This window comes from Erwinia sp. QL-Z3 (assembly GCF_004551645.1).
In the GTDB taxonomy this organism is placed as follows: domain Bacteria; phylum Pseudomonadota; class Gammaproteobacteria; order Enterobacterales; family Enterobacteriaceae; genus Erwinia; species Erwinia billingiae.
This window is the reverse complement of the sequence record NZ_CP037950.1, coordinates 3832984-3854174: the sequence shown is the minus strand read 5'-3', so window position 1 is coordinate 3854174 and position 21191 is coordinate 3832984. Positions and strand designations below refer to the sequence as shown.

General features: G+C 55.6%; 17 protein-coding genes. 8 read left to right on the top strand and 9 right to left on the bottom strand.

Annotation, left to right across the window (positions count from 1 at the left end; all coding sequences use genetic code 11):
- Nucleotides 1–5 precede the first annotated feature (5 nt).
- The 3 genes from E2F51_RS18455 to E2F51_RS18445 all read left to right on the top strand — a co-directional run bounded on the left by E2F51_RS18455 (nucleotide 6) and on the right by E2F51_RS18445 (nucleotide 3123).
- Nucleotides 6–800, top strand: a complete 795-nt coding sequence (locus E2F51_RS18455) for a siderophore-interacting protein (protein WP_134824203.1) — start codon at nucleotides 6–8, stop codon at nucleotides 798–800.
- 4 nt (nucleotides 801–804) lie between these two features.
- Nucleotides 805–1338 carry a PadR family transcriptional regulator gene (locus E2F51_RS18450; protein WP_134824202.1) on the top strand — a complete coding sequence of 178 codons (534 nt, stop codon included), beginning with the start codon at nucleotides 805–807 and terminating at the stop codon, nucleotides 1336–1338.
- Between the two features lie 117 nt (nucleotides 1339–1455).
- Complete coding sequence (locus E2F51_RS18445; RefSeq protein WP_134824201.1) at nucleotides 1456–3123, top strand: methyl-accepting chemotaxis protein; 1668 nt, start codon at nucleotides 1456–1458, stop codon at nucleotides 3121–3123.
- Between the two features lie 162 nt (nucleotides 3124–3285).
- Here E2F51_RS18445 and E2F51_RS18440 read toward each other — a convergent pair whose 3' ends face one another.
- A complete protein-coding gene (locus E2F51_RS18440; RefSeq protein ID WP_245174132.1) occupies nucleotides 3286–4293 on the bottom strand; it encodes a glycosyltransferase family 2 protein in 1008 nt (335 codons plus the stop codon).
- A 689-nt stretch (nucleotides 4294–4982) separates the two neighbouring features.
- On the opposite strand from E2F51_RS18440, the gene E2F51_RS18435 reads away from it, so the two are divergent.
- The 3 genes from E2F51_RS18435 to E2F51_RS18425 all read left to right on the top strand — a co-directional run bounded on the left by E2F51_RS18435 (nucleotide 4983) and on the right by E2F51_RS18425 (nucleotide 10076).
- Complete coding sequence (locus E2F51_RS18435) at nucleotides 4983–6014, top strand: glycosyltransferase family 4 protein (RefSeq protein WP_225309835.1); 1032 nt, start codon at nucleotides 4983–4985, stop codon at nucleotides 6012–6014.
- 256 nt (nucleotides 6015–6270) lie between these two features.
- Nucleotides 6271–8661, top strand: a complete 2391-nt coding sequence (locus E2F51_RS18430; protein ID WP_134824199.1) for a membrane-bound PQQ-dependent dehydrogenase, glucose/quinate/shikimate family — start codon at nucleotides 6271–6273, stop codon at nucleotides 8659–8661.
- A 197-nt stretch (nucleotides 8662–8858) separates the two neighbouring features.
- Nucleotides 8859–10076 carry a sugar transporter gene (locus tag E2F51_RS18425; RefSeq protein WP_013202264.1) on the top strand — a complete coding sequence of 406 codons (1218 nt, stop codon included), beginning with the start codon at nucleotides 8859–8861 and terminating at the stop codon, nucleotides 10074–10076.
- A 62-nt stretch (nucleotides 10077–10138) separates the two neighbouring features.
- Here the strand turns inward: E2F51_RS18425 and E2F51_RS18420 are convergent, their stop codons facing one another.
- From E2F51_RS18420 to E2F51_RS18395, 6 genes are all read right to left on the bottom strand, one after another.
- Entirely contained in the window at nucleotides 10139–11773 is a 1635-nt protein-coding gene (locus tag E2F51_RS18420) for a GMC family oxidoreductase (RefSeq protein WP_134824198.1), read from the bottom strand.
- Nucleotides 11770–12306, bottom strand: coding sequence for a sugar dehydrogenase complex small subunit (locus E2F51_RS18415; protein ID WP_134824197.1), 537 nt, complete (start codon nucleotides 12304–12306; stop codon nucleotides 11770–11772). Before E2F51_RS18415 ends, E2F51_RS18420 begins: the two co-directional genes overlap by 4 nt.
- Nucleotides 12290–13681: a c-type cytochrome gene (locus E2F51_RS18410; protein WP_134824196.1), complete on the bottom strand. Its 1392-nt coding sequence runs from the start codon at nucleotides 13679–13681 to the stop codon at nucleotides 12290–12292. Before E2F51_RS18410 ends, E2F51_RS18415 begins: the two co-directional genes overlap by 17 nt.
- 75 nt (nucleotides 13682–13756) lie before the next feature.
- Nucleotides 13757–14461: a hypothetical protein gene (locus E2F51_RS18405; RefSeq protein WP_134824195.1), complete on the bottom strand. Its 705-nt coding sequence runs from the start codon at nucleotides 14459–14461 to the stop codon at nucleotides 13757–13759.
- A 63-nt stretch (nucleotides 14462–14524) separates the two neighbouring features.
- Complete coding sequence (locus E2F51_RS18400) at nucleotides 14525–15673, bottom strand: beta-propeller fold lactonase family protein (RefSeq protein ID WP_134824194.1); 1149 nt, start codon at nucleotides 15671–15673, stop codon at nucleotides 14525–14527.
- Nucleotides 15674–15729: 56 nt separating this feature from the next.
- The gene (locus tag E2F51_RS18395) at nucleotides 15730–17043 is read right to left on the bottom strand and encodes an MFS transporter (RefSeq protein WP_013202258.1); all 1314 of its coding nucleotides are present in this window, start codon (nucleotides 17041–17043) and stop codon (nucleotides 15730–15732) included.
- A 237-nt stretch (nucleotides 17044–17280) separates the two neighbouring features.
- Here E2F51_RS18395 and E2F51_RS18390 point away from each other — a divergent pair, with 237 nt between their 5' ends.
- The gene (locus E2F51_RS18390) at nucleotides 17281–18318 is read left to right on the top strand and encodes a LacI family DNA-binding transcriptional regulator (protein ID WP_105758922.1); all 1038 of its coding nucleotides are present in this window, start codon (nucleotides 17281–17283) and stop codon (nucleotides 18316–18318) included.
- Between the two features lie 7 nt (nucleotides 18319–18325).
- On the opposite strand, the gene E2F51_RS18385 is transcribed toward E2F51_RS18390, so the two are convergent.
- Together E2F51_RS18385 and E2F51_RS18380 are read right to left on the bottom strand one after the other, a co-directional pair.
- Complete coding sequence (locus E2F51_RS18385) at nucleotides 18326–19027, bottom strand: substrate-binding domain-containing protein (protein ID WP_134824193.1); 702 nt, start codon at nucleotides 19025–19027, stop codon at nucleotides 18326–18328.
- 18 nt (nucleotides 19028–19045) lie between these two features.
- Nucleotides 19046–20287 (bottom strand): alpha-hydroxy acid oxidase, encoded by a 1242-nt coding sequence (locus tag E2F51_RS18380; protein WP_013202255.1) that lies wholly within the window; start codon nucleotides 20285–20287, stop codon nucleotides 19046–19048.
- Between the two features lie 228 nt (nucleotides 20288–20515).
- On the opposite strand from E2F51_RS18380, the gene E2F51_RS18375 reads away from it, so the two are divergent.
- Nucleotides 20516–21184, top strand: a complete 669-nt coding sequence (locus tag E2F51_RS18375) for an aspartate/glutamate racemase family protein (RefSeq protein ID WP_134824192.1) — start codon at nucleotides 20516–20518, stop codon at nucleotides 21182–21184.
- The last annotated feature ends 7 nt before the right edge of the window (nucleotides 21185–21191 follow it).

Sequence of the window (21191 nt, the reverse complement as noted above, 5' to 3'; positions counted from 1 at the left end):
GGAGAATGATCTTGTCTGAGTTCGCTGAAAAAAGTCGTCGCATCCCGCGCCGCGTAAGAAATGAACTGCGTTTTCGCCCGTTAGAAGTGGTCTCGAAGGAATTTATTGCCGGCAACTTCTACCGCATCGAATTTGGTGGCGAAGCCCTTGAAGGCTTCACTTCGCAAGGTTTTGATGATCACATTAAAGTCTTTTTCCCCGATCCTAAGACCGGTGAGTTTCACCTGCCGGAAATCACCGAGGATGGCGTGGTGTGGAAAGACGGCGTCCGGCCGGTCGCGCGTGATTACACGCCGTTGTTCTTTGATGGCCAGTCAACGCTGACGCTCGATTTCTATCTTCATCAGTCCGGCGTGGCCAGCGACTGGGCGGCGAAAGCGCAACCGGGCGACAAGCTGGCGGTCGGCGGCCCACGCGGTTCGCTGGTGGTGCCAGAGGATTATGATTTCCAGCTGTATGTCTGCGATGAAACCGGGCTTCCCGCCTTTAAGCGCCGTCTGGCAACAATGAGCGGCAGCAAGATTAGGCTGTTTGCCTGGGCTGATGAAGCCACCGGCACAGCATACCTGCCAGAGTTGGACGGGGTTGACGTCTGCTGGTTAGGCAGCGGCAACATGAATACCGCAATCGCCACGGATTTGATCGGCAAGCTGGATCAGATTGCCTTGCCAGATGAAGACTATTTTATCTGGCTGACCGGTGAGGGCGCAGCCGTCAAACTGCTGAGCGATTACTTTACCGGCCAACGGCAAAAAGAAGCCGACTTTGTGCGCGCGGTCGCTTACTGGCATCAGAAATAAGCACATGAAACTCTCCCCGCAATCGCCTCAGGATCCGGCCCAGCAGGAAGCCTGTGCCAAAGTACGCAGAAAACGGCGCGAAAAAATGCTGGATGCCAGCGATATCCGGCTGCTGATCCTGCACTTTATCGCGCAGGGTGCAGCGCATGGCTACGAGCTGATAAAGTCGATTGAGGAGCTATCGAAAGGCGAGTATTCGCCCAGCCCGGGCATCATCTACCCCAATCTGACGCTGCTGGAAGAGATGGACTGCATTCGGGTTAAGGATCCGCAGGCCGCGCGCAAGGCGTATGCTCTGGAGAAGGAAGGGGAACGCCAGCTCGAACAGGCTAAGGATAGCCTGCAAGCCATCATCGGCAGGCTGACCTCGATGGCGGTGCTGGTCAATAACCGCAGCATTCCGGAAATTGAGCGTGCCATTCATAATATGAAAATGGCCCTCAACACCCGCTTGTCCCATCCCGAGCTTTCCCAAGCCACGCTGTATGACATTATCGATGCGCTGGATGAAGCGGCCAAAAAGATTGAACGCAGCTGATTGTGGTCATGCCAATCATCAACGGTTAAGGGGTGAAATAAACCCTTAACCAGCCCTAATGTTACCGGTAACTATGCCGATAAATGTGATTTGTGTCACATTTAACAGGGTGCTGATATGTCAGTTTTCAACCGCATTAAAACCTCCTCTTTCCTGCTGTGTAGCATTGTCGCCTTCGGGGCATTACAGCTTATTGCAGGTGCTCTCTTTCTCTCTTCCCTTAGCGACAATAAAGACAGTTTTGAAACAGCCAGTTCGGCAAACGACAAGGTAATGGCGTTAACCAACGCCTGGTATGCGTTGAACGCCGCGCGCGCCGACAGCAATCGCGTCCTGATCTGGCTGCAGAAAGACGGGCCATCAAGCAGCAAAATCGAAGGCATGGTGCAGCATGGCAAAGAACAGATTGCGCTGGCAGACCGTTGGTTTAAGGATTACCAGTCAGGTCCGGCCATTCCTGGTCTGGATCCGGCGTTAAACGATCGGTTGGCCGCCACCTATCAGGTTTATTCCACGCAGCTATCGACGTTGATTGGCATTGCCGCTAACCGCGATATGCCGGGTCTGTTTGGGCTGAATATCGCCAACGATCAGCTGGCGATGGAAGCGGACTATAACCACTGGCGCGATGCGATCAGCAAGCTGTCCAAACAGGCGTCGACCCGCAGTAATCAGGCATTTGCCACCATGCTTTGGCTGCTCGGTTCCATTCTGCTGATTGTGGTGTTCTTTATTGGCCTGTGCTGGCGGGTAATGAGCCGGGTGTTAATTCAGCCACTGAACCTGGCGCTGGGCCATATTCGCGCCATCGAGCAGGGCGACCTGACCCAGCCAATTGAGATCGACCGCAGCGCGCGTAACGAAATGGCGCGTTTGCTGGCTGGCCTGCACGGCATGCAGCTGGCGCTGGTGAAAACCGTGGGTAACGTGCGCGCCAGTTCGGACAGCATTCTGACCGGCGTCAGTGAAATTGCCGCCGGTAACAACGACCTCTCTTCCCGCACCGAACAGCAGGCCGCCTCGCTGGAGCAAACGGCAGCCAGCATGGAGCAGATCACCGCTACCGTGAAGCAGAATGCCGATAACTCGCATCAGGCGGCAAAACTGGCGCTGTCAGCGGCGGAAACGGCAGAAAAGGGCGGAGAGATCGTCGATGGCGTAATCAAAACCATCTTCGGGCTGGAAGAAAGCTCGAAGAAAATCGCGGAAATCACCGGCGTGATTGAAAGTATTGCCTTCCAGACCAATATCCTGGCGCTGAATGCGGCGGTTGAAGCGGCGCGTGCCGGGGAAAATGGTCGTGGTTTTGCCGTGGTGGCCGGAGAAGTCCGTAATCTGGCACAGCGCAGTGCTGTCGCTGCCAAAGACATTAACACCCTGATTGCCGAATCGTCCGCGCGGGTGCAGAACGGTTCGAAGCTGGCGGGACAGGCCGAAGACTCGATGCAGGCGATAGTGGTGTCGGTGAAGCAGGTGCGCGACATCATGGACGAAATTTCTTCTGCTTCCGATGAGCAAAGCAAAGGCATCAGTCAGGTGGGGCTGGCGGTGTCAGAGCTGGATCGGGTGACGCAACAGAATGCGGCACTGGTGGAAGAAGCGTCCTCTGCCGCGCAGTCGCTGGAAGAGCAGGCAGCCCACCTTAACAGTGCCGTTGCGGTGTTCCATCTGACGCAGGAAGCGGAACGTAAGGCGGTGTCAGTGAAATCTGTCCCGTTACGCGCGGTAAGGAAACCGGCGATGGCCGTCGCCTCAAACACCAGTGAGAACTGGGAAGCGTTCTGATAGCAACCGGGCTGCCCCTTAACTGGGGCAGCCCGGTAGTGTCGCAGACTCTGGCTACATCGCCCGACCGATGATTGCGGCGTTTTAAATAAAAAAAAACCAGCAGCGTGGCCCTGCTGGTTGGAGAAAATGTGAAGTGTAGAATCCGTCAGCTTATTTTTGCTAAGCGACTGAGCGGGAGGCTGCTTTCTGAATGACCTTTTTTTCCTTCGCGATGCGGCGGTTCAGCTTCATGCGGATTAACGAGCCATACAGCGCCGGGTGATTTAACAGGATCATATTGATCAGGCTGCCGGGCTTCAGGTCGCGTCCCAGGTACTGCACCGCGTCGAGAAGGTATTGCGGTGGGGCGGTATTATCCCAGGCGCAGAGATACATCATCAGCTTGAACTGCTGGATGGCATACAAACGCTTCAGATAGTCGCGGTCAGGATCCTGATCCAACAGCATCAGCAGAATGTTGTATGAGCATAAAAAGGCATCGTAACGCTGACGGTAGAAGCTGTCGTTTTTGGCGCTGTTGGTTAAAGAACCACTTCTTATGCGCTGTTTATAATAGACATTCCGACTGACGAAGGCTTTGCCGCTGCGCAGAAAGGCCTCGACGGTGAAAATATGGTCTTCGTGCAGGCGACGGCTGTAGCGCATGCCGTTGTCGATAATCACCGCGCGTTTCAGCGCATAGTTCCAGGTGGCCGAGGTATAGCTGTCGGTTTCCAGTAACGAAGTGAAAACGGCCCTGGCGGGCATCAGGCCAAAGCGCTGATGGACCATTTTAGGCTGGGTTTTGGCTTCCGCATCATCATCAAACATCACCGAATTAAAGCAGAATATCTCCACATCAGTATGCTGATTGGTCACCCTGTTCAGCTCATCAAAGAAGCCGGCACCCAATACATCATCGGGATCGCAACAGAAGACAAATTCGCCCATCGCCATGCGAATGCCATAGTCACGTGCCTGGCCCAGTCCGCCATTGGGAATGGTAAACACTTTAACGTTACTCAGGTGGCGATAATGCATTTCGACCAGCGCTAACGTATTGTCGGTAGAGCCATCGTTAATAATAATTAATTCATTGGGTGCAGAGATCTGCATCAGGAGAGAATCAATGCACTCCACAATATACGGTGCGACATTATAGGCAGGGATGATTACGGATAGTTTCATTGAAATTCCCATCGGGCTGCGTTGGTTTTAATAATTCTATCAAGCCCTTTACCGTGGAATAAGTCAACTCTTTGTCCCAATGGCCAATGTTAATCAGAGGATTCGCACGGGAGAACGCTATTGCATCATAGCCGCTAATATCTTTACTTAACTTAGGCTGGGCGTAATTCCTGAGGTAAATCCGAAGGCAATGTAAAAAGCAGTAAGGTAATATGATAAAAACGCATAAGAAATAATTTCATATTGTTGTTTTAATTGATATTTTTATTTGTTTATTTTCTCTTATACCTTCCTTTCACGTCGTAAACCCATTTGGTTATTTACCATTATTAAAAACAATCGCCGAAAAAATCATTTGTAAGATTAACATTAGCGAATTCACATCAAAATTAACCTGGTATTGTCGCGGTATCAGGAATAAAGGCCGGGCGTCAACTATAGGAATAAACGGATGTTTACAATTTGTCATTGCTGTGGTGATGTAATGGCCATAAATATAAGAGAGCAACCGACAATGCTGTTTTCTCAAACACACAGGGCTAGAAGCGTAAACCTAATCGAGGTGCAGAATGATCGTCGGCATTTCTAATGATAGTTATCCTGAGAAGCGAACAATTATTGTCGACAATAATGTCGAATATATTAACTTCAAGACCAAAAACGTTTATTACTATATTAATCTTCTTAATATGAAGGTTTTGAAGAAAAGAAAGAACTTTCTCTTTAAACCCCTGAGCATCCAGGACAAGGGGAATGTCGATATATTCCATCTTTTTAACGAGGTAGCGCAGACCGATCGCAAATGGGTGGCCACCTTTGAGACAGAATTACCGCGGGTCCTGCCGCAAAAGAGTGGTGATAAAAGCGACAATTTTCCTGAACTGGATCGCCTGGCGCCGCTGCTGGCCGCCGACAACTGTTTAGCGCTGATTGCGCTTTCCGGTGCGGCTTACAAGATGGAAAGCAAGCTGTTTCTGCGCACGCCTGAGCTGGCAAAGGCGATTCTGGCTAAAACGGTGGTGATGCATCCACCGCAAAAACTCACCCTGGCACACCGCGAAGCGCGCGATCCTTCTCAACCGATTCATTTTGTCTTTATTGGTAATGAGTTTTACCGCAAAGGCGGCGGTGAGGTGGTTCGCGCCTTCAGCGAACTGGTGGAAGAAAACCTGATTAACCCAGAGCAGCTTAAAGTGACGCTGATTGGTGACCTGGAGAAAAAACATAACTACGCGCATGGCCACTATCAGGACGACCCGCTGTTTGCCAGCTACACAGAATCGGTCATTGCCCGCCACGGCTGGATTGAGCATGTCGGCTTTATGCCGAACGATCGGGTACTTAAGCTGTTGCAGCAGGCGGATGTCGGGCTGTTGCCGACCTGGGCTGAGACCTACGGTTTCTCGGTACTGGAAATGCAGTCCTGTGGCTGTCCGGTTATCACCACCAATGTCCGCGCACTGCCGGAGATTAATCCTGAACAGGCGGGCTGGCAGGTCATCAATAGCCTGAATGACGATCTGGATTACAGCGTGAAATCCATTCAGGAACGAAATTATGTCCGTATGCAAACCATCGAACAGCTCAAGGCTATTATCCTGTCGATCTTCGCCGCGCCGGAACAGATTAACCAGAAAGCGAATGCGGCTATTGCAAGAATTAGAAATGAACACGATATATTAGCCTATCAACAACAGCTTCAAATGCTTTACAACCGTTGAAAGCAGGGCGCTAAAGCCCGTGTTGTCAGAATAATTCCTAATAAGCCTCTGTAAAAGAGGCTTTTTTATGCCCAACACCTGCCTCGGACCCCGATCTTACCGTAGCTGCAAAGTATTACCGTACTGAAATAATAACCTGCTATACATTAAATAAATGGGTTTTATTTCTAATGTTTTTTTAGTTAAATTTGTGTTGTCGAATTGTAAGGGTTCGTAAGGATAATATTTATCCATTTGTATACATTGAGAGATGAAAATGATTAACAAATTGACGAGTATCGTTATAGCGATTGTGGGTCTCGCTATGCTTTACATGGGTGGTCAGTTGCTGATGATCGGCGGCTCACCATTTTATGCCATTATGGCAATCGGACTGCTGATTACCGCAGTTGCGCTGTTCAAGAATAAAAAGATTGCCTTAACCATTTACGCCATCCTGATGTGGATTGTTCTGGCGTGGATGATTTTTGAAGTCGGCTTCGACAAATGGCAGTGGATCCCTCGCGGCGATCTGATCGGCCTGATCGGTGTCTGGCTGGCCTTACCCTGGGTGGTTCGTCCGCTGTCGAAAGCACAGAACCCTGCAAACCCTGCCAAATTCCATCCTTTCCTGGGCACCACCGTTATCATCATGATCGCCATTGTGATTGGCCTGATGTTTTACGATCCGTATCCAAAGGAAGGGAACATCACTAACCAGCGTGCGCCAGCAGAGACCGACGTGGCAGGCAACGACTGGGCCGCTTACGGCGGAACCAACAACGGTGCGCGTTTCTCCAACCTGAAGCAGATCACCACTGACAACGTCAGCAATCTGGAAGTGGCCTGGACCTACCACACCGGCGACCTGCGTGATGCGAAAGATGCGTCAGAGTACACGTTCGAAGCCACGCCGCTGAAGGTGAACAACAGCATCTACTTCTGTACGCCACATAATGAAGTGCATGCACTGAACCCGGAAACGGGTGCGCTGAAGTGGAAATATGAGCCAACCAAAGATCGCTCATATCTGCAGCAGCATCAGACCTGTCGTGGCGTGAGCTACTACGAAGCGCCAGAAGCGGCAGCGACCAATGCCGTACAGCCTGCCGCCGTGGCTAACTCTCCAGCCGTTTGCCGTAAGCGTATCTTCAATGCGGCGAACGATGCCAAACTGCTGGCGCTGGATGCCGATACCGGCAAGCTGTGTGCTGATTTTGGTAATAACGGTGTGGTCGATCTGCGTGCCAACATGGGTGAAATCCGTCCGCATGCGCTGATGCAAACCGCAGCACCGCTGGTTGCCGGTAATCTGGTGATTGTGGGTGGTTCCGTGATGGATAACGGCTTCAACGCCGGCAACCCATCGGGCGTTATTCGCGCCTATGACGTGATCACCGGTCGTCTGGTGTGGAACTTCGATCCGGCTAATCCGGAAAACACCCAGCCGATTGCTGCGGGCCAGACCTATCCGCAGGATACGCCGGTTGCCTGGGCCACGCTGAGTGCTGACATTAAGAATGGCCTGGTGTATGTGCCGTTCGGTAATGCATCCCCGGATGAACTGGGTATTGAGCGTGATGCCAACAGCAACACCGAGAAATTCCGTGACACGCTGGTGGCACTGGATCTGAAAACGGGCCAGTTCAAATGGCGCTTCCAGTCCTCTAAACACGACCTGTGGGACCGTGATAATCCCTCCCAGCCGTCGCTGGTAGACATCGATTATCAGGGCAAAAAACAGCCGGTGGTTATCCTGCCAACCAAGACCGGTAACCTGTTTGTGCTGAACCGTCTGACCGGCGAAGCGGTATACCCAATCAATCAGGTGGATGTGTCGACCAAAGGGATTGCCGGTGAGAAGTATTCACCGACTCAGCCAGTGTCTGCGCTGAACTTCCTGCCAGACCCAATCAATGAGAAATCCATGTGGGGCCTGACGCCGTTCGATCAGATGGCGTGCCGCATCGACTTCAAATCTCTGCGTTATGATGGCAACCCATGGACACCGGCAACGGAAGGCGGCTCGATCATCTTCCCTGGCAACATTGGTGTCTTCAACTGGGGTTCTGTCACCGTGGATCCTCAGCGTCAGATCCTGATTGCCTCTCCAGTGCGTCTGGCGTACAAGTACAACCTGATCAAACGCACGCCAGAAACGGCCACTCAGCGTCTGTTCACCAAAGACGGCACGCCTTACTGGAACGAGAACTTCGACGGCGATTACGCAATCCATATCCAGCAGCTCTCTTCCAGCCTGGGTATTCCGTGTATCGCGCCACCGTGGGGCCGTATGGTCGGCGTGGATCTGAAAACCGGTAAAACCGAGTGGCTGCGCCGCGTGGGCACCACCAAAAACCTGAAAACCAGCTTCCTGCCGGGTCGCTTCCCAATTGGTTTCCCAATGGGCATGGTTGCACACGGTGGCCCACTGACCACCGCAGGTGATTTGGTGTTCCACGGTGCAACGGCGGATAACTTCTTCCGTGCGTATGACATCAGCACCGGTAAACTGCTGTGGGAAACCGAGCTGCCAGCCGGTGGCCAGGCCACACCGTCAACCTATATGGGCGCGGATAACAAGCAGTACGTGGTGATTGCCGCAGGTGGACATGGTTCACTGGGCACGAAAGAGGGTGATGCGGTTGTCGCATACCGTCTGAAGTAATACACTGAGGGCGGAACGCCAGTTCCGCCCTGATTTACCGCTCCGCCTGATGACTTTTTCCGGTCAACAATTCCCGCCTTATCCAGAATTCATATCTTAAAAATGAGATATTGGTCACACTTTTATTGAATAAAATTCAAATCGACCTACACTATTGCGCTTTCGGACGTCTTTCTTTCATCCAGGAGCTGCACGCTATGTCTGATTTGTTAGCCGTTTCGCGCAAGGTTGCCTGGTCCAGGGTTTTGACTCTGGCAGTTGCCGCCTTCGTGTTCAACACCACCGAATATATCCCTGTTGGTTTGCTCTCTGACATTGGCAGCAGTTTTGGCCTCGCGTCGTCGCAGGCCGGCATAATGATGACCGTCTACGCCTGGATAGTGGCGTTGATGTCGCTGCCGCTGATGCTGGCAACCAGCCAGGTGAATCGCCGCACGCTGCTGATCGTGCTGTTTATCCTGTTCGCCGGCAGCCATTTGCTGTCGTTTTTTGCCTGGAATTTTGACGTGCTGCTGATCAGCCGTGCGGGCGTGGCGCTGGCACATGCCTTGTTCTGGTCGATCACCGCGTCGCTGGCGGTGCGACTGGCACCGGCCGGTAAACGGGCCCAGGCGCTAAGCCTGCTGGCGATGGCCACCGCTTTAGCGTCGGTGCTGGGTTTGCCGTTGGGGCGCGTGATCGGCCAGTTTGCCGGCTGGCGTTATACCTTCCTGATCATCGGTGCCGCCGCGTTGGTACTGTTGTGGATGATTATCCGCGTGATGCCGTCAGTGAAGTCTGAGCAAGGCGGTTCGGTGAAAAACCTGCCGACGCTGCTGCGTCGTCCGGCACTGATGAGCCTGTATGCGGTGACGGTGGCGATTGTCACCGCCCATTTCACCGCCTTTACCTATATTGAATCCTTTGTGGTGCAGGTGGCCGGTTTCACCGAAGGATTTGCCACGCTGCTGCTGTTCCTGATTGGCATCGCCGGTATCGCCGGCAGCGTCATCTTCAGCCGGATGGGCGATCAGCGTCCTGCGCAGATGCTGACGGTGTCGATTGGGGTGATTTCGGTCTGCCTGCTGATCCTGCTGGCGGTGTCGGTCAGCGAATATGGCACCATTGCGGTCTCGATGCTGTGGGGCATGGCGTTTATGATCGTCGGCATGAGCCTGCAAATGAAGGTGCTGACGCTGGCACCGGATGCCACCGATGTGGCGATGGCGCTGTACTCCGGTATCGTCAATATTGGTATCGGTGCGGGGGCATTGCTGGGGAACAAGGTGAGCATGGATCTGAGCGTGTCATCGGTTGGCTACATTGCCGCCATTCCGGCCATCGCCGCGCTGATAGGGTCGGTGGCGATGTTCCGCAAATGGCCATCACGAACCGTCGAGACCGGCCAGCAGATGGGCGCGAAGTCGGAAGCCTGATACTCAGCTGCTGAAGAAGAAAAACCACTCCTGACCGGAGTGGTTTTTTTATGCGCGAAACCTTATACCTTCACCACCTTCAGCAAATGATCGGCCAGCCGCAGGCTTAACGCCGCGCCGGTCAGCGTCGGGTTCATGCAGGAGGCTGAAGGCATCACGCTGGTCCCGGCGATAAACAGGTTAGGGTGATCGTGGGTCCGGCAGTTGCTGTCGACCACCGAGGTTTTGGCATCGTTGCCCATAATGGTGGTGCCCATAATGTGCTGACGATCCTGATAGCCGGTATCGATTTTTGACACGTCGGCATTCAACAGACGGGCAAAATTATCGAAATCTTTCAACCCTTCGGCTTTGCCGGCATGCCAGTAATCGGTGACGCTGTAGTAAATCTCCGGCAGCGGCAGGCCAATTGCATCCTTTTTGGTTTTGCTGGGCACAATGCGGTTTTCGGCCAGCGGCAGCGTTTCAAAATCGATGGCAAAGTTCAGCGACCGCGCTGACAGGGTTTTCAGCTGTTGATCCAGCTTCGAGCCCAGCACGCCTTTCTTGATCAGCCCGGCGGCATAGTCGGCGGTCGGCACGGTATTGCGCACCTTGATTTTATAACTGGGGAAATTCTTCCTGAACGCGCCATCGCGGTTATTCAGGTACACCAGCAGCTCGGTCGGTCCCTGACCCGGCCAGACGTCCTCTTTCATCATCACGTTCATGCTGATCCCGGTATGGCCCATCAGATTCCGGCCGACCTGATCGGAGCCATTGGCGATGCCGTTCGGATAACGTTCGGAGGTGGACATCAGCAGCAGCTTGGGTGATTCGATGCCATACGCCGCCAGCACAAAGTAACGTGCGGTGAGATGATGCTCAGAACCGTCCGGCTTCTTGTACCAGATGCCGGTGATTTTCCCGCTATCATCGGCCTCAATGCGATACACCACCGAATTATCCAGCAGCTGCGCGCCGTGCCGTTCGGCCTCGTCGATGTGCATTGAGCCATCATATTTGGCGCCAATCGGACAGACCGGGTTGCAGTTGTTATTCCCGGCGCAGACCGGACGCTTACCGTAAGGGCGCGTGGCCCGTCCGTTCGGCTCCATCACCGGGTTGTAGCCGCCGTTGCCTAACAGCTCCGACAGCCGCTTAAACAGGTAGCTCGGCTCCAGACCGACCATCGGAAAAGGCGTGGAGCGCGGCGGCCAGGGCTGGCCACCGTGACCACTCTCATCCTGGCCATCCATGCCGGACACGCCGAGTTCCGCTTCCGCTTTGCCGTACCAGCTTTCCAGCTCGTCATAACCAAACGGCCAGTCCCGGCCGCGGCCATACAGACTTTGCAGCCGGAAGTCGTTAGGGATCATTCGCCACAGGGCGGAACCGAAGTGCCAGGTAGTGCCGCCGACCACCCGCAGGTATTTGGTCGGATACTTTACCGGGCCGGTTTGTTGCAGATACTCGCCGTAGGTGGACGGCACATGCGGCAGGTCGGGATAGGGCGAACCGACCCCTTGCAGCTTCATATTGGTCAGCGACATTTTGAACGGCGAATTGCGGAAGCGTTCGACTATGTCCTGGCGCTTAATGCGCGGACCGGCCTCAACGATAATCACCGATTTTCCCGCCTTCGCCAGCTGGGTTGCCACCAGACCGCCCATCACGCCGGAACCAATAATGATCACATCGGCATCGACTTTGTTCATGCTGTTGCTCCTTTCTCTGTCTGCGGGTCAACGGGCTTGCTACCCCAGGAATCTGGGCCGCCGCCATAGGTCGGGACCACCAGAATCCCCTGGGTGGGCAGGTACATCATCGCCCCGGAATAGGCGATCAGCTCGCTGTCCGCGCCTTCGCCAACCACGCCGGTGTACCAGCTGCCGATGATCAATGCCGCCGTCTGGTACAGGGCATCATCCGGCTTAACCGCCTGTAAAAAGTCATCCACATGGGCGAAATTATGCGTTTTCAGGGTGTCCGAAAGCGCAGCCAGCCGTGACGGAAAGTCGGTGTAGTGACGTTGTAACGCCTGATAGTAGCGTTGGCTGAGGATCGGGCTGGTTGGGCGGCTGACTAAAAAGGCCGACAGGCCCGCAAAGCCGCTGTCGACGGCCTGCTGCGCTCTGGCCATTTGTGCCGGAAACAGCGAGGCGCAAACCGCGCTGGCAGACAGCACCGCCATTCCTTGCAGCAAGCGGCGACGGCTAATCCCGGCGGGTGTATTACGATTTGCGGGCATGTTGCCTCCTGTTTCTGATCCAAACACCCATCAGGCCGAGCAACAGCACAACTCCCACCGCGCTCCCCAATACCGCAGGGCGCGTCAGCCTGACCAGCAGCGGCGTGTCACCGCCTTCACGCAGGGTTTTCACCCGCGCCTCGGTCACTGTCAGCTGAGGATTGCCGTAATTTTTCAGCACGTAATTGCTGACATCGGCAATCTGCCTGTCGCTCAGGCGGGTAGTGAAATCGGCATCCGGTCCAAAGGCCGGCATGGAAATGCCTTCGCCGTTCACCGTCCTGTGCACGCCATACAGGATGGCGGAGACCAGGTTATCGGGATTTTCAGCACCGGTGGCGGAGTTGTGGAACAGCGACGGGTAACGCGCGTTGCCCTGACCATCAGGCTGATGGCAGTTGGCGCAGCTGCCGCTGAATACCGTCCAGCCAGCATCGGCCGTGCCGCTCTGGCCACGAACCTGCTGCTCAGTTTCTGACGGCGCGCCGTAGCTGTCCCTCGGCATCACCGCGCCGTTGCTGACGGCGGGGATCTGGCGCAGATACGCCACCATCGCCTGGATATCGCTGTCAGACAGGTATTGCAGGCTGTGTTCCACCGCTTCCGCCATTGGACCGGCGGCCTGTGCTTTGCCGGCAACATGCCCGGTTTTCAGGTACTGAGCCAGCTCGGTAGCTGACCAGTTTCCGATCCCGGATTGCGGATCGGGGGTGATATTGGGCGCGTACCAACTGCCAAGGCTGCCTCCCGATAAGGCCCGATCGTTTTGCTGCCCCATCAGCACATTGCGCGGCGTGTGGCAGGTATCGCAGTGCGCCAGCGCGTTCACCAGATAGTCGCCGCGATTGACTTCAGCCGAGGCGCCAGGCGTCGGCGTCCAGGGTTTGTCTCCGGCAAACATCAGGTTCCACACCGCCATCGAACTGCGGATGCTGAACGGGAAAGGCAGCGCAGTGTGGGTTGGGGCGACATCAACCGGTGCTACGCCATGCATAAAATACGCGTACAGCGCGTGAATATCGTCATCGCTGATTTTTGCATAGGAGGGATAGGGCATCGCCGGGTAGAGATGTTGCCCTTGCTTGTTGATCCCTTGCCGCACGGCGCGGGCGAAATCCGCCTCGCTGTAGTGGCCGATGCCCTCGCTCAGTGAAGGGGTGATGTTGCTGGCATAAATACTGCCCATTGGGGAGGAGATTGCGACTCCGCCCGCCATCGGTGCACCCTGGTGAGGTGACGTGTGGCAAGCCCCGCAGTCGGCTGCGGTCGCGAGAATTTTTCCTTTCGCTATCAGATCGGGCGACGGCGGCGCAGCAACGCTGGCGGCCGACAGCAGGCTCAGACTGATGGCGAAAGGCAGACATAATCGTCTCACCTGACATGCTCCTTAAAAAAGAAAACGGTTTTTTTTATACAGGGTGCAAAGGGCGCCTCTGCGTGCGCCTCTGGGTTAAAGCAGTTCGTAATCGTTAAAAATCAGCGGGGTCTCGCCGCCGTTGGTTAATTCGATTTTGCCAGGCTGGGTCAACATCGCATCACCGCGATGGATCCACTGTTCTTTGTTGCGATTGGGCTGGCCGGGAATGGCGGTCAGCAGGCGACCTTCGGTGAAGAACACCCTGACGCCGGGGCCATGCTGGGTATACAGCGTGGTGCTTTCACCGGGTTGCAGCGTGACCTTCCAGCCTTTCACCGTTTTCTGATCCAGCACCTGCTGGAATAACGGCAAGGCGGGACGGGTCGCGCCGCCAAAATTCAGCGGACCGGCCTGTTTGATCTCAAAAGAAACCTGATGATTCAGCGTGGTGCCGGTATTGGTGACCTTATCGGTCTCGGATTTGCCCTGATGCGCGCCAAACTTGACGTTGCCGCTTTTCATCTCGGTATCTTTAGCCGGTTTGTCCGGGTAGGAGATATTCACCAGGCTGCCGTTAACGTGGGTATTCACATAATCAAGATGCTGCTCATGAAACATCGTCGACTCGCCCGGACGCAGCATCACCCGCATTACGGTGACATATTGGTTCTCAAGGATAACGTGATGGAGCGGTTCAAGATTGGTGGCAATCACCTGTTCGGCGGCCTGACTGGTTGGGATAGCGCAAAGCGCCAGCGAGCCCGCAGCGAGCAGGGCGGAAAGGGTTGAACGTTTCATAATGACTCCAGTTAGTTCAGACGCAGCCCGGCCAGAAACAGCGCGCCGGGCCCCAATGAATGTTTATTGTTCGACCATGGTCACCCAGTTGGCGCCTTTGCCGGTCGGATAGCGCCCGACCAGCGTCAGCTCACCGGTTGCTCCATTGATGGTGTACAGCGAAAGCTGGGTGGATTTCTGACCCGACTCGATCAGGAAACGCCCGGTTTTATCGATGGCAAACCCGCGAGGCTGCTGCTCGGTCTTGATGCTGGTGAGATAGCTCAAATGCCCGTTTTCAGCATCGACGGAGAAGGATGACAGGGTGCTGCTGGTGCGCTCGGTCGAGTAGAGATAGCGGCCATCCGGCGTCAGGTGCAGGTCGGCCTGCCAGATGCGCGGTTTATGCGATGGCGGCAGGTCGTCATCACCGGTTAACGGACGCGCTTCGCCACGCTGCAGCTCTTCTTTTGGAGACACCGAGCTGACGTCTTCCACCGGCGTCGCGGTGCCATCCTTATTCAGCGTCAGGCGGGTAATGTTGCCCGCCATCTCGGTCAGGATGTACATATTCTGCTTACCTTGCCGGTCCCGCTTCGGCGCGAGGACAAAGTGGCGCGGGCCGGTGGCGGCTTCGCTCTGAATATTGATAAACGGCGGCGTGTTTGGCGTGACGTGGCCGGTTGCCGCATCAAAATGGTACTGAAGCAGCTGGTCAGCGCCCAACAGCGTGACGTACAGATAATGATTGGTCGGGTCGACCTGAATGGCATGGGCGCGCTTACCGGTATGCACCACCTGCACCGGCTTAGCCTCGACCAGGCCGTTGCTCTGGATGCGGTTGATGCTGAACAGATCGCCACCGTAAGAGGCGCTCAGCAGATAGTGCCCGGTTTTATCCATCGACAGATAGGCCATGCTTTCCGGCAGCGGCGACTGTCCCGCTTTGATCAGCTTGCCGTCCGGCTGGATATCGAACACCACCACGCTGTAAGGTTTGCTGCGCACCGAGACATAGAGCTTTTTCTTATCCGGGGAAACCACGGAAGACATCGCTTTACTGCCCACCGGGAAGGTTCCGGTCGGCAGCAGTTTCATCTGCTGTTTATCCAGCTGATAGCCGGTTACCGTGCCGCTGTCGGCATTGGAAACATACAGCAGGCTTTCCGCCTGAGCGCCTGCACTGACCGCCATCATTGAGACCAGTGCGCCTGCGTAAATAGTGCGTTTCATGATCAATCCTTGCCTTTGTAGGGGAGAGCGAAGCCGCCGTCGTTAGAGTTATGGGATCAGGCCTGACGGTCGGCAGGGATAGCGTTAGTCACCTCGGGCTTTTTTTTCAGCTCGAGCGGCTCAACCTTGCCCATGATGAACAGGAAGTTAAAGGCGCCGAACAGGCAAATCCCACCGGCAACCAGCAACGGGATGACAAAGGAGCCGTGGCTCAGCGTCAGCATCAAACCGGTGAAGGAGGCGGTGACGATGCCCGCCAGATTGCCGGCAAAGTTCTGGATGCCGCCGAGGGTGCCCACGTACCCGGAGCTTGGCGCCACATCGGCCGGTAAGGTCCAGATATTGGCGGCGGTAAAGGCCAGTCCGGCATAGGTCAGCGAGAACAAGGTGAGGATCACCGCAATGCTGTCGGTAAAGGCGGCAAAGGCGATCACCGATGACAGCAACATGCCGGCAATCAGACAGGTTTTACGCGCGGTGGTCAGCGAGTAGCCTTTGCGGTACATCCAGTCGGAGGCCAGGCCACCCAGTAGGCTGCCGGGGATCCCCATCAGCGCAGGGATCGCGCCCAGCGTACCCAGCTCTTTCAGGGAGAAGCCGTGCGCCATGGTCAGATAGGTCGGGAACCAGGTGACGAAGAAGTAGGTGGCGAAGTTCATACAGAAGAAGCCGATCATCATTCCCCACACCGTTCTGTAACGGAACAGGGCGCCGATGTGCACTTTTTCACTCTTATCGACCACATGCACGCTGCGATCTTCCAGCAGATTCTGGCGCTCCTGCTCGTCCAGACCTTTCATCTCTTCCGGTTCGCGGTAGAACGCCAGCCAGACGCCGACCCAAATCAGCCCCAGCGCACCGGTAACGATAAACGAGGTTTCCCAGTTCCAGGTGCTGATCAGCCAGGCCACCAGCGGCAGGGCGATGGCGCTGCCCGCACGCGGACCGGCATCGAAGATCCCGCTGGCGGTGGCGCGTTCCTTTTTAGCAAACCAGGAGTAGACCACTTTTGCGCAGCCCGGATAGCCACCGGATTCACCGAGGCCGAGCATCAGGCGTGAGGCGAAAATTGAGGTGAAGCCTTTACCAAAGGCGGTAAACACGGTGAACAGTGACCACCAGCCCACGGCAATCGCCAGGCCGGTACGGGCACCCACGCGGTCAATCAGACGACCCGCCGGGATTTGCATCAGGGCATAGGTCCAGAAAAAAGCCCCGAGGATCAGACCCATACTGGTGTCATCCAGCCCCAAATCCGCTTTAATGTGAGGTGCCGCGATGGCCAGGTTAATGCGGTCTATATAGTTGATGGCGATGGCGAGGAAACAAAACGCGATCATCAGCCAGCGGACCCGTGGGTATCTACGCATGGTGAATTCCTTTATTATCTCGGTGCTTTTAAGGGCGAGGCCGGTGTCAGAGGAGGGTGCTCCGGCACGGCTCGTTGTTATCATTTGGTGAAACCAGACGCTATATTTGATAATATGATGTTAAAAGTAAGCGATTACAAAAATCAATCAAGCTAAAAGTAAGCGCTTTCAAAATGAATCTTTGCCTGTCTGCAAACTTTGTGGACGACGTCACTAATTTCAGCCTGGAGTCCGATCATGTCCGATAAGCCTTTACCTCCGTCGAGGGTTTCACTGGAAGATGTTGCGCTGCGTTCGGGGGTCTCCACGGCGACCGTTTCCAGGGTGCTGAACGGCAGCACCACCGTCAGGCAGTCGCGCCGCGAGGCGGTCGAGCAGGCATGTGAAGAGCTGGGCTATGTGATCAACCGGGCCGCACGAACGCTGGCTTCGCGCCGCAGTATGACCATCGGCGCCGTGGTGCCGACGCTGGCAACAGAGACGTTTTCCCGCCCGCTGGCGACCTTCCAGCAGCAGATCCACCAGTCGGGTTATACGATGCTGCTGGCGAATTCTGACTTCGATCCGGACACCGAGCTGAAGGAAGTGAACAAGCTGGTGGAGTACGGCATTGATGCGCTGATGCTGGTGGGGAATTCGCACCATCCTAAGTTGTGGGATCGGATCACCCAGCAGAACATTCCCTGTATTCAGACTTTCTCGGTCGACCAGCGCTATCCCAGCGTGGGCTATGACAATGAGCTGGCGGCGGGCGAGCTGACCGCACATCTTCTGGCGCTGGGGCATAAAAATTTCGGCGTGATTGTCGGTACGCCGCCGTCAAACGACCGCGTTTCCGATCGGATCACCGGCACGCGTCAGGCGCTGGCGGCGGCGGGCCTGAGCCTTGACGATCGCAATCTGTTTAACCGCGCGTTTTCAATGAACGATGCGCGTCAGGCGATGTTCCAGCTGCTGGATGGTCCCAATCCGCCAACGGCGGTGATTTGCGGTAACGATTTGCTGGCGTTTGGCGCGATGCGGGCGGCGGGCGAGCGCTATTTGCGCATCCCCAACGATATTTCGATCACCGGCTTTAATGACTATGAATACTCCGAACATCTGGAGCATCCGCTGACCACCATGCGGGTCGAGCTGGATGAGATTGGCGTGCGCGCCGCTGAGTTTTTGCTGGCAGAACTAAACGGCGAGACCGGCGTGCGACAGACGATATTGAAACCGGAATTGATTGTACGCGGCAGCACTGGCTCGGCGCCCCGCGTGGTAAGCAAGTAACGTTCGGCTAGTTACGCCACTGTAATCCAAAACCTTCAAACGCCTTGCGGGCCGCCCCGGTCCGCAGGCTGTTCAGCAACAGTGCAGCACCCTCTGGATTGGCGGCCTCAGTAAACACGCCGCCGGAAAACGACAGCACCTTTTCAGCACCAGCCGGCAGCGGTCCAATCACCTTGATGCCTTTCACCATCAACAGCTCGCTGATTTGCTGCACGGCGATATCCGCTTTGCCTTCCAGCAACAGGCTGGCGGTAAAGCCTTCCGGTATAGTGGTCGCTTTCGCGTTCACCTGCTGTTCTATCCCCAGGGTTTTCAGCAGCGTCTGGAAATAAAGCCCACTGGCACCGGCCAGCGAATAGCCCACCGAGCGTGCACTAAGCAGCGCCGTTTTTAGCGCCTCAACGCTGCTGATGTCTGGCACCCTGGCATCGGGCAGCATCGCCAGGCCCACCTGAGAATCCACCAGTTCTACCCGGCTGGCGGCCACAATCCGCCCGTCAGCGATCAGCTTGTCCATCGCCGGTGCGGTGACAATGGTGGCATCGGCCCGTTCGCCGCGGGCCACCTTCTCCTCAATCACCGTGGTCGGGTTCCAGTCAATCAGCAGCGGTTTATCAGGATGCTGTCGTTCCCATTCAGCCTGCAGTTCAACAAAGGGGGCGCGGATCGCCAGCACGTTGAACAGGCGGATCGGAAGTGCAGAAGTCATGGTCAATTTCCTTACAGGTCAGGGCATACGACGGAGGTAGCTGCTGTCCAGCTCGCCAGGGGTGCGCACGCCGATGAGCGCCAGGTCACGGTCAATTTCATCGCGCAGGATATGCATCGCATGTTCGACGCACGCCTGGCCGCCAATCACTGCGCCATACAGGAACGGTCTGCCAAGAAACACAAAGTCTGCACCGAGCGCCATCGCTTTCATCACGTCGGTACCGCGACGAATACCGCTGTCGATAATCACCTTCATCGCGCCTTTTTTCGCGGCAATTTCTTCCAGCGAATAGAGCGGTGGGAAGGTGTAATCCAGCTGACGACCGCCATGGTTGGAGAGGATCACCGCATCCGCGCCGAGGTCACGAGCGATAAAGGCATCTTCTGGCGACATCAGGCCCTTAACCACCAGATTACCGCGCCATTTTTTACGGATTGCTTCGACGTTTTTCCAGTTCAGCTTGTCCCGCGCCTGGGTATTTCGCACTTTACTCGACATCATCGGTGGCCCGCGCTCGGCATCGGTATTTTCAAAGTGCGGCGCGCCGTGGCGCAAAAAGGTTTGCGCCACGGTTCCCAGCAGCCAGCGTGGGCTCATGGCGCTTTCGAACGCCACTTTTGGCGTGATTTTAATCGGCATGCTGAAGCCGCTGCGGGTGTTGTGTTCACGGTTACCCAACATCGGCGTATCACCGGTGACGACCAGCGTTTTATAGCCTGCAGCGGCAACCCGATCGACCAGACGATCGATGCGCGGCTGATCGCCGGCCAGATAGGCCTGGAACCAGGCATCGGGGTTGGCCGCATGAACATCTTCCAGCTTCACCAGCGAAGACGCGCTGAGGATCATCGGCACATTCATCTCGCGGGCGGCTTTCGCTAACGCCACATCCGCCTGATAGGCGACAAACGACGCGCCGCCCAACGGCGCCACGCCAAAAGGGTGCTGATACGTATGGCCGAACAGGGTGGTGCGCTGGTCGCGTCCGGAGACGTCGCGGAACATGCGGGGCAGGAAGGCATACCGCTGATACGCCTCAAAGTTGCCGGCGATGCCCCGGCCAGTTTCCACGCCACCGGCGACATACTGGTAGATCATATTCGGTAAACGGCGGCGGGCGTGGCGTTCAAAATCATCCAGCGCCAGCAGATCGCGGAAGTGGCGCGGCAGTTTTTTTACCGCCGGGTTGCTGTCAGCCTTTGCCGGACTGGCGGCAGCGACATTGGGTAAAGATGAAGAGTTGGCAGGTGATGTCATAAGGCGTTCTCACACTCCGTCAGTAGCGTCCCGGCAGACAGGAGGAACCTGCCTTGCCGGAGTGGAATTTATTTTGTAAGCGCTATCAATTCTGGTCAATACTCACTAACATTTCAATAACACCTTATCGCTAACCGCGTGCTTTTATGTGATCCACTTCACTTTACAGAAACATTTGTAAGCCCTTACATTAGTATCACGCTTACGAATGCCAACCCGGAGTCAGTCATGACCACACGAATTGTATTACTGCATGCCACACCCGTTGCCATGGAGCCGATCCATACGGCTTTCAAAGAAGAGTGGCCAGAAGCCGAGCTGATAAACCTGCTCGACGATGGCCTGTCTTTGGATCGTTCCAGAGCGTCGGATCTGAGTGAATCCATGATTGAACGCTTTGTCCGCCTGGGTCAGTACGGCTATGACATGCAGGCCGACGGAATTTTGATTACCTGTTCGGCATTTGGTCCGGCTATCGACAGGCTGGCAGACAGCGTGCCGATCCCGGTGCTGAAGCCCAATGAAGCGATGTTTCATGAAGCGGTGGCGCAGGGGAAAAATATTGGCATGCTGGCCACCTTCGGCCCGTCAGTTGAGACCATGACCGAAGAGTTTAATGACTATGTCGCTGAACATGGTTCATCAGCGACGCTGACCACGCTGCTGGTGGCGGATGCCATCGATCTGATGAAAAAAGGGGATGCGGAAGGGCATAACCGGCTGGTGGCGGCCCGAGCCAACGAGCTGGCTCACTGTGATGTGATTATGCTGGCGCACTTCTCCACATCACGCGCCGCGGCGGACGTCCGTGCACAGGTGACGGTGCCGGTACTGACCGCGCCGCATGCGGCGGTGAAAAGAATGAAGGCCAGCGTGCTGGCGCAACACAACCGGTAAACGGGGG

What these genes read in the sequence shown, in the direction of transcription:
- E2F51_RS18420 (WP_134824198.1), bottom strand. Translation starts at nt 11,773, where the DNA reads ATGAACAAAGTCGATGCCGATGTGATCATTATTGGTTCCGGCGTGATG.
- E2F51_RS18445 (WP_134824201.1), top strand. Translation starts at nt 1,456, where the DNA reads ATGTCAGTTTTCAACCGCATTAAAACCTCCTCTTTCCTGCTGTGTAGC.
- E2F51_RS18435 (WP_225309835.1), top strand. Translation starts at nt 4,983, where the DNA reads ATGAAGGTTTTGAAGAAAAGAAAGAACTTTCTCTTTAAACCCCTGAGC.
- E2F51_RS18415 (WP_134824197.1), bottom strand. Translation starts at nt 12,306, where the DNA reads ATGCCCGCAAATCGTAATACACCCGCCGGGATTAGCCGTCGCCGCTTG.
- E2F51_RS18405 (WP_134824195.1), bottom strand. Translation starts at nt 14,461, where the DNA reads ATGAAACGTTCAACCCTTTCCGCCCTGCTCGCTGCGGGCTCGCTGGCG.
- E2F51_RS18385 (WP_134824193.1), bottom strand. Translation starts at nt 19,027, where the DNA reads ATGACTTCTGCACTTCCGATCCGCCTGTTCAACGTGCTGGCGATCCGC.
- E2F51_RS18430 (WP_134824199.1), top strand. Translation starts at nt 6,271, where the DNA reads ATGATTAACAAATTGACGAGTATCGTTATAGCGATTGTGGGTCTCGCT.
- E2F51_RS18380 (WP_013202255.1), bottom strand. Translation starts at nt 20,287, where the DNA reads ATGACATCACCTGCCAACTCTTCATCTTTACCCAATGTCGCTGCCGCC.
- E2F51_RS18400 (WP_134824194.1), bottom strand. Translation starts at nt 15,673, where the DNA reads ATGAAACGCACTATTTACGCAGGCGCACTGGTCTCAATGATGGCGGTC.
- E2F51_RS18425 (WP_013202264.1), top strand. Translation starts at nt 8,859, where the DNA reads ATGTCTGATTTGTTAGCCGTTTCGCGCAAGGTTGCCTGGTCCAGGGTT.
- E2F51_RS18375 (WP_134824192.1), top strand. Translation starts at nt 20,516, where the DNA reads ATGACCACACGAATTGTATTACTGCATGCCACACCCGTTGCCATGGAG.
- E2F51_RS18440 (WP_245174132.1), bottom strand. Translation starts at nt 4,293, where the DNA reads ATGAAACTATCCGTAATCATCCCTGCCTATAATGTCGCACCGTATATT.
- E2F51_RS18450 (WP_134824202.1), top strand. Translation starts at nt 805, where the DNA reads ATGAAACTCTCCCCGCAATCGCCTCAGGATCCGGCCCAGCAGGAAGCC.
- E2F51_RS18455 (WP_134824203.1), top strand. Translation starts at nt 6, where the DNA reads ATGATCTTGTCTGAGTTCGCTGAAAAAAGTCGTCGCATCCCGCGCCGC.
- E2F51_RS18395 (WP_013202258.1), bottom strand. Translation starts at nt 17,043, where the DNA reads ATGCGTAGATACCCACGGGTCCGCTGGCTGATGATCGCGTTTTGTTTC.
- E2F51_RS18390 (WP_105758922.1), top strand. Translation starts at nt 17,281, where the DNA reads ATGTCCGATAAGCCTTTACCTCCGTCGAGGGTTTCACTGGAAGATGTT.